General features: G+C 64.2%; 9 protein-coding genes. 4 read left to right on the top strand and 5 right to left on the bottom strand.

The features are described 5' to 3' along the window. Positions 1–491 precede the first annotated feature (491 nt). Entirely contained in the window at positions 492–833 is a 342-nt protein-coding gene (locus tag QN347_RS18515) for a hypothetical protein (protein WP_322159828.1), read from the bottom strand. 17 nt (positions 834–850) lie between these two features. Beyond that, positions 851–1606: a competence/damage-inducible protein A gene (locus tag QN347_RS18510; RefSeq protein ID WP_322159830.1), complete on the bottom strand. Its 756-nt coding sequence runs from the start codon at positions 1604–1606 to the stop codon at positions 851–853. Positions 1607–1672: 66 nt separating this feature from the next. Between QN347_RS18510 and map the strand changes: the two genes are divergently transcribed. Continuing rightward, complete coding sequence (map, locus tag QN347_RS18505; RefSeq protein WP_322159831.1) at positions 1673–2497, top strand: type I methionyl aminopeptidase; 825 nt, start codon at positions 1673–1675, stop codon at positions 2495–2497. Positions 2498–2525: 28 nt separating this feature from the next. Here map and QN347_RS18500 read toward each other — a convergent pair whose 3' ends face one another. Both QN347_RS18500 and QN347_RS18495 read right to left on the bottom strand, forming a co-directional pair. Beyond that, positions 2526–2963: a TA system VapC family ribonuclease toxin gene (locus tag QN347_RS18500; RefSeq protein ID WP_322159833.1), complete on the bottom strand. Its 438-nt coding sequence runs from the start codon at positions 2961–2963 to the stop codon at positions 2526–2528. Next, entirely contained in the window at positions 2960–3199 is a 240-nt protein-coding gene (locus QN347_RS18495) for a hypothetical protein (protein ID WP_322159834.1), read from the bottom strand. Before QN347_RS18495 ends, QN347_RS18500 begins: the two co-directional genes overlap by 4 nt. Positions 3200–3396: 197 nt before the next feature. Here QN347_RS18495 and QN347_RS18490 point away from each other — a divergent pair, with 197 nt between their 5' ends. The 3 genes from QN347_RS18490 to QN347_RS18480 all read left to right on the top strand — a co-directional run bounded on the left by QN347_RS18490 (position 3397) and on the right by QN347_RS18480 (position 5926). Further along, positions 3397–3735, top strand: a complete 339-nt coding sequence (locus QN347_RS18490; protein WP_010183375.1) for a P-II family nitrogen regulator — start codon at positions 3397–3399, stop codon at positions 3733–3735. 96 nt (positions 3736–3831) lie between these two features. Next, on the top strand, positions 3832–5253 hold the full coding sequence (glnA, locus tag QN347_RS18485) for a type I glutamate--ammonia ligase (protein WP_322159836.1): 1422 nt from the start codon (positions 3832–3834) through the stop codon (positions 5251–5253). Between the two features lie 229 nt (positions 5254–5482). Continuing rightward, positions 5483–5926 (top strand): hypothetical protein, encoded by a 444-nt coding sequence (locus QN347_RS18480; RefSeq protein WP_322159838.1) that lies wholly within the window; start codon positions 5483–5485, stop codon positions 5924–5926. Here the strand turns inward: QN347_RS18480 and QN347_RS18475 are convergent. Beyond that, positions 5852–6430, bottom strand: a 579-nt coding sequence (locus QN347_RS18475; RefSeq protein WP_323494298.1) for an IS66 family transposase, incomplete at its 5' end; no start/stop codon positions are given. The two genes, QN347_RS18480 and QN347_RS18475, sit on opposite strands and share 75 nt — an antisense overlap.

Raw genomic sequence — 6430 nt, 5'->3', positions numbered from 1 at the left:
GATCATGTTGGAACATGAATCGCTTCCGGACCACAACGCAACCTCTTTTCCGGCTCCTCAATGAGTCAGGCTATACATCGCTTTCTTTGGCGACGATTTTCCAGACGGCAAACCGTATGAGAAACCGTATGTTCTCAGATATGCTGCCGTGGGATTAGCGGAACTCGCAGGCTAGGCCGGTTCTCTGAATGTCAGCTGTCCACCAAAAAACGACATAGCCCGTTCGCTTCGCCCCGGCGAAGGCCGGGGCCGCTAGGTTCGGGTCGGACCGCCCGCTCAGCAAGCCAGCGGCCCCGGCCTCCGCCGGGGCGACGGGGATCAGGCAATCCGCGGCACGCGCTTACCCTTGGTGCGGCTGGTCAGATGAAACTGGCGGCAGCGGTCGCACCGGTACGGTCGGAGCACGAGGCCAGACTGCTCGGCCGCCTGCCCCGCAGCGATCTCCGAACCGAAGCGCCGCTTGCGCCGGCAGACGCTGAGCTTGGTGCGCGTCAGCGCGGCCTCTTCGGCTGCGGCACGCCGCTCACCCAGAAGATCCCGCCGGGCTGGAGGGTGATGACATATTGCCCCTTGTCGTCGCACTCGGCGATCCACACAGCCTTGCCCTCGATCGGCGCGTGCTTCTCCATCCGCACGATCTTCTGGCAGGTATACCCGCCGTCCCGAATCGCGCGGAACATCGTCGTTTGCTGGAGCGACGGCGAGAGCGCATCGATCTTGGCCTCCATCGGATCATGCGTCGCGACCGCGGCGGGCGCGCTGCTGCCCGTCGGGCTGCCATCGCACGCCGCCAAGGTCACCGTGAGCAGGGCCGCGAGATACATGCGCTTCATCGGTTCGCTCCCAACTTTCAAATCCCGCCGGCGACGACGCTGCGGCCGGTCGCCTCCAACGCCTGCGTCAGATCGGCGATGCAGCGATCGGCGAGTGCCGCATCGGTCGCGCGCACGACGAAGTTGGCGCCAGTGCGCCCGTCGCGAAAAAAGGGGTAACTCCCGATCGCGACGCCTTCATGGCTCTTCTCGGCCTGGCGCAGCACGTCGGCGACCTCGCTCTCGGCGACCCAGCAGCCGATCGTGCGCGACAGCACCGGCAGCCCGCCCTCGAGCGTACCGGTCAACGCATCGAGCATGCCCGCAGTGATGTGCGGCACGCCCGCCATGATGAAGATATTGCCGATGCGAATCCCCGGCGCGCCCGACATGCGGTTCTCGATCAAATCGGCGCCCTCGGGCACGCGCGCCATCCGCTTGCGCGTCTCGGTCAGCCCGCCGCGGCTCGAGTAATACGCGTCGAGCACTGCGACGGCCTGCGGGTGGAACACCACCGGCACGCCGAGCGCCTCGGCAATCGCATCGACGGTGATGTCGTCATGCGTCGGCCCGATCCCGCCGGTCGTGAAGAGGTAATCGTTGCGTTCCCGCAAGATATTGACCGCCTCGACGATCGCCTCGGGCTTGTCCGCGACGATCCGCACCTCGGCGAGGCGGATCCCCTGGACGTTGAGCCAGGTCGCGATCTGCGCGACATTCTTGTCCTGCGTTCGGCCCGACAGGATTTCGTCGCCGATCACCGCGAGCGCGGCCGTCCAGATGCGTGTGGTCATGCCAACAGCCATAGCCCCGCCACCGCCCCCTCGCAAAGCGAAAGCGATTTCGCTATATCGTCCGGCATGACCGACTATGTAACCGTAACCGCCGACGCCCCCACCGGCCGCACCGGCGCGATCAAGCTCTATGGCCGCGAGGCGTTCGATGGAATGCACGCCGCGGGCAAGCTCGCCGCCGAAACGCTCGACATGATCGTGCCGCACATGGTGCCCGGCACCTCGACCGCCGAGATCGACGACATGGTCCGCCGCTTCATCGTCGAGCGCGGCGGGATCCCCGCGACGCTCGGCTATCGCGGCTATACGCATTCGAGCTGCATCTCGCTCAACCATGTCGTGTGCCACGGCATCCCGAGCGAGAAGACGCTGAAAAGCGGCGACATCGTCAATGTCGACGTAACGCCGATCCTCGGCGGCTGGCACGGCGACAGCAGCCGGATGTATCTGATCGGCGACGTGCCGATCAAGGCGAAGCGGCTCGTCGAGGTGACCTATGAATGCCTGATGCTCGGCATCGAGCAGGCGAAACCCGGCAACCATCTCGGCGACATCGGCCACGCGATCCAGCGCCATGCCGAGAAGCACCGCTACGGCATCGTCCGCGATTTCTGCGGGCATGGCCTGGGGCAGCTGTTCCACGACGCGCCCGAGGTCGTCCATGTCGGCAAGCCCGGCACCGGCCCCGAGTTGAAGCCCGGCATGATCTTCACGATCGAGCCGATGATCAACACCGGCCGCGCCGACGTGAAGCTGCTCGACGACGGCTGGACCGCGGTGACGCGCGATCGCTCGCTCTCGGCGCAGTTCGAACATTCGATCGGCATTACCGAAACCGGCTGCGAGATCTTCACGCTCAGCCCCGGCGGGTTCGACAAGCCACCGTATTGAGGGGGGCCCCCCTATTGAGGGGGCCGCCCTATTGGGTCGCTATGACGTGGAGCGAGGCCTTGCCCCCCGGCACGGCCTGCACCGCGACCCGACTGTCCAGCGTTGCGAGCTTCCCATGTCGGCTCGCAGCCAAGGCAAGGAGATAGGTGTCGGTCAGCTGCGCCGAGGTGAAAAGCTTCGCGCCGGTGACGTGCTGCTCGTCCAGCAGGGAAATAGCATCCGGCCAGAACACATGGCCGGGTAGCGCACACAGACTCGCCAGCACCGGCACGACCGCCGCAGGCGAGCCCGGCGTATTCGCGTAGCGCGGATGACCGACGATCCGCAGCACGCCGTTTTCGGTCAGCGGACACGTTGCCCATGCGGCATGCCCGGTCTCCGAAAACCAGCGATGCGCCACGTCGTGGTTGACGTGGCGGCGGTCGATCAGCGCGATCAGGACATTGACGTCCAGCAGATAGGTCATTCGAGCTCGTCGCGGAGCGAATTGACCATCTCCATCGTGATGACCGCGGCGGGATTGTTCACCGGCAGCAGGACAAATCCGTTGCGCGTCGTCTGCGACGATCCGTCCGAGCCCTCGGAGCGCAACGACCGCCGCGCTAAATCCGACACGACCTCCCCGATGCTGCGCCGCTGCTGCCGTGCGAGATCGCGCGCAACCAAGAGGACGTCATCATCGATAGCCAGGGTCGTGCGCATTCCGCTTCATACGCCTCCGCGCATCACGCATCAAGCATCGCGCATCGAGTGCTGCAAAAACCGGCAGCCCGGCGTCCCATGTACAGGCTTTGGGCAGCGACGAGCCGTTTACGAGGACTCCCCCCAGCATTTCCGCCCCTCGCGCGGCTGGCACGGTTGTTGTAAGGTCACCCGGCATAGCGGGAGGCGGAGCAAGCGTGAAAAAGATCGAGGCGATCATCAAGCCGTTCAAGCTCGATGAAGTGAAGGAAGCGCTGCACGAAGTCGGCGTCAGCGGCATCACCGTGACCGAGGCCAAGGGCTTCGGCCGCCAGAAGGGCCATACCGAACTCTATCGCGGCGCCGAATATGTCGTCGACTTCCTCCCCAAGGTGAAGCTCGAGGTCGTCGTCGAGGACGCGATGGCCGACCGCGTGGTCGAGGCGATCGCCGCCGCCGCGCAGACCGGCCGCATCGGCGACGGCAAGATTTTCGTGATCCCCGTCGAAACCGCGTTGCGAATCCGCACCGGCGAGCGCAACGAGGACGCGATTTGACGCAACGCAACATTCCGTGACAGCGTAAGCATCCGGGCGACACACGATTCCCGAACCACTCGGGCAGACTATTCGAAAACGAAAGGCGTGGGGACTATGGCTAAGGCACCGAATACGGCCAGCGACGTACTGAAGATGATCAAGGAGCAGGAGATCGAGTGGATCGATCTGCGCTTCACCGACCCCAAGGGCAAATGGCAGCATCTGACGATGGTCGCCGGCGTCGTCGGCGAGGATGAGCTGACCGACGGCTTCATGTTCGACGGGTCCTCGATCGAGGGCTGGAAGGCGATCAACGAGTCCGACATGATCCTCATGCCCGATCTCGACGCGATCTGGACCGACCCCTTCTCGGCCACCCCGATGCTGATCCTCGTCTGCGACATCGTCGAGCCCTCGACCGGCGAGCTTTACGCGCGCGATCCGCGCTCGACCGCCAAGCGCGCCGAGGCGTATCTCAAGACCACCGGCATCGGCGACACGATCTTCATCGGCCCCGAGGCTGAGTTCTTCATGTTCGACAACGTCCAGTTCGAGAACAGCTATTCGACCAGCTATTACAAGATCGACGATATCGAGCTGCCGACCAACACCGGCACCAGCTATGACGGCGGCAATCTCGGCCACCGTCCGCGCGCCAAGGGCGGCTATTTCCCGGTCGCGCCGGTCGACAGCGCGGTCGACATCCGCGGCGAGATGGTCTCGACCATGCTCGAAATGGGTCTCCCCTGCGACAAGCATCACCACGAAGTGGCGGCTGCCCAGCACGAGCTCGGCCTGACCTTCGGCACGATGACCGTCACTGCGGACCGCATGCAGATCTACAAGTACGTCTGCCACAACGTCGCGCAGGCCTATGGCAAGACCGTCACCTTCATGCCCAAGCCGATCAAGGAAGATAACGGCTCGGGGATGCACACGCATCTGTCGATCTGGGACAAGGGCAACCCGCTCTTCGCCGGCAACGGCTATGCGGGCCTGTCGGACATGTGCCTGTATTTCATCGGCGGCATCATCAAGCATGCCAAGGCGGTCAACGCCTTCACCAACCCGACGACCAACAGCTACAAGCGCCTGGTCCCGGGCTATGAAGCGCCGGTGCTGCTCGCTTACTCGGCACGCAACCGCTCGGCGTCGTGCCGCATTCCGTACGGCACCGGCCCCAAGGCGAAGCGCGTCGAAGTGCGCTTCCCCGACGCGATGGCCAATCCGTATCTGTGCTACGCCGCGCTGTTCATGGCCGGCCTCGACGGCATCCAGAACCGCATCCACCCGGGTGAGGCGATGGACAAGAACCTGTACGACCTTCCGCCCGAAGAGCTCGCCGAGGTTCCGACCGTCTGCGGTTCGCTCCGCGAGGCGCTCGATTGCCTGGCCGCCGATCACGACTTCCTGCTGAAGGGCGACGTGTTCTCGAAGGACCAGATCGAATCGTATATCGAGCTGAAGATGGAAGACGTGAAGCGTTGGGAGATGACGCCGAGCCCGGTCGAGTTCGACATGTACTACAGCTACTGAGGCGCGGCCACGACCGCGCCGGTGGGGACAAGGCGAAGCCGAAGTCCCCACAGGAGCTGTCGGCCGGCCTCGCCATAGCGAGGACCGACGGCGTGGCTTTGCCACGGCGGTGATTATGGAGAGGGCGCTCGGAGGGATCCGGGCGCCCTTTTTGCAATCGACACCGCATCACTGCGCTGCCACATTCCCGCGACACTTGCTTCGGGAGCATGCGTTGAATCGCCGCCAAATGCTTGCCGCGCTCGGCGCGACCACGCTGCATCCCGTCATTGCTCGCGCCACCGATGGCGGACCGGCAACCGCCACCAACCGGCGTGGCGACATCGCGATCTTGCGACAGGCGCTCGCGCTGCATCCCGGCCTCTACCGCTACAACAGTCCGCGCCAGATTGCGGATCGGCTCGACCGCCTCGAGATTGATTTCGTCGCGGCGCAATCGCTGGAGGCGCAATATCTGCTGCTGGCGCATTTCCTGGCGACGATCCGGTGCGGGCACAGCTACGCCAATTTCTTCAACCAGAAAGAGGCGGTAGCGAGCGCGCTGTTCGACCGTCCGAGGCGTCTCCCATTCCAGTTCCGCTGGGTATCTGCTCACCCCCTATGCTGCGCGGTTGAGCACCGTTGGCGGGTTGATAACGTCTGCGATGGCTTTGAGTGCAGTTTTGCCATGTAGTTTGCCAGTGGCGATGACGGAGACGGTGGCCGCGTAGAGCTTTGCGCCCCAGACCGAACGGAAGCATCCGGTTACCTTGCGGAAGATGACCGACATGCGCAGCGCGCGTTCGGATCCGTTGTTGGTTGTGGGCACGTCGCGCCGGGTCATGAACACGAACAGGTCATTGCGGCATTTCTTGATCGCGCGCACCAGCTTGCGCCCCTGCGGGTGCACCACGTTGCGGCGCAGCAGGTCAGTCAGGTCGCGATCGAGACGTCGGTGATAGTCGAGGAGGGTGGCGTCCTTGAGCCGATCTCGTCGCTTGCCGATGTTGCAGGCCCGTTTGAGCAGTGCCTTGAAGGCAGGGGCAAAGACCATATCGCCACAATCGATGGCATACTGAGCATCGCGCAGCAGGTGGGCCAAGCAGACCTGCCGCTGCTTTCCGTGGCCATTCTGGGCACCGTAGCGGTCGGCAACCCACACATCGGGCTGCGCATCGCCGAGAAAGTCAGTGATGAC

It is taken from the genome of Sphingomonas sp. 10B4, from assembly GCF_035019905.1.
GTDB classification, from domain to species: Bacteria; Pseudomonadota; Alphaproteobacteria; order Sphingomonadales; family Sphingomonadaceae; genus Sphingomonas; species Sphingomonas glacialis.
The sequence above is the reverse complement of the archived record's forward strand: the minus strand, read 5'-3'. Positions and strand labels throughout refer to the sequence as shown.

Excerpts from the sequence above, each read along its gene's own strand:
- QN347_RS18515 (WP_322159828.1), bottom strand. The coding sequence starts at position 833 with ATGAAGCGCATGTATCTCGCGGCCCTGCTCACGGTGACCTTGGCGGCG.
- QN347_RS18510 (WP_322159830.1), bottom strand. The coding sequence starts at position 1,606 with ATGACCACACGCATCTGGACGGCCGCGCTCGCGGTGATCGGCGACGAA.
- map (WP_322159831.1), top strand. The coding sequence starts at position 1,673 with ATGACCGACTATGTAACCGTAACCGCCGACGCCCCCACCGGCCGCACC.
- QN347_RS18500 (WP_322159833.1), bottom strand. The coding sequence starts at position 2,963 with ATGACCTATCTGCTGGACGTCAATGTCCTGATCGCGCTGATCGACCGC.
- QN347_RS18495 (WP_322159834.1), bottom strand. The coding sequence starts at position 3,199 with ATGCGCACGACCCTGGCTATCGATGATGACGTCCTCTTGGTTGCGCGC.
- glnA (WP_322159836.1), top strand. The coding sequence starts at position 3,832 with ATGGCTAAGGCACCGAATACGGCCAGCGACGTACTGAAGATGATCAAG.
- QN347_RS18480 (WP_322159838.1), top strand. The coding sequence starts at position 5,483 with ATGCTTGCCGCGCTCGGCGCGACCACGCTGCATCCCGTCATTGCTCGC.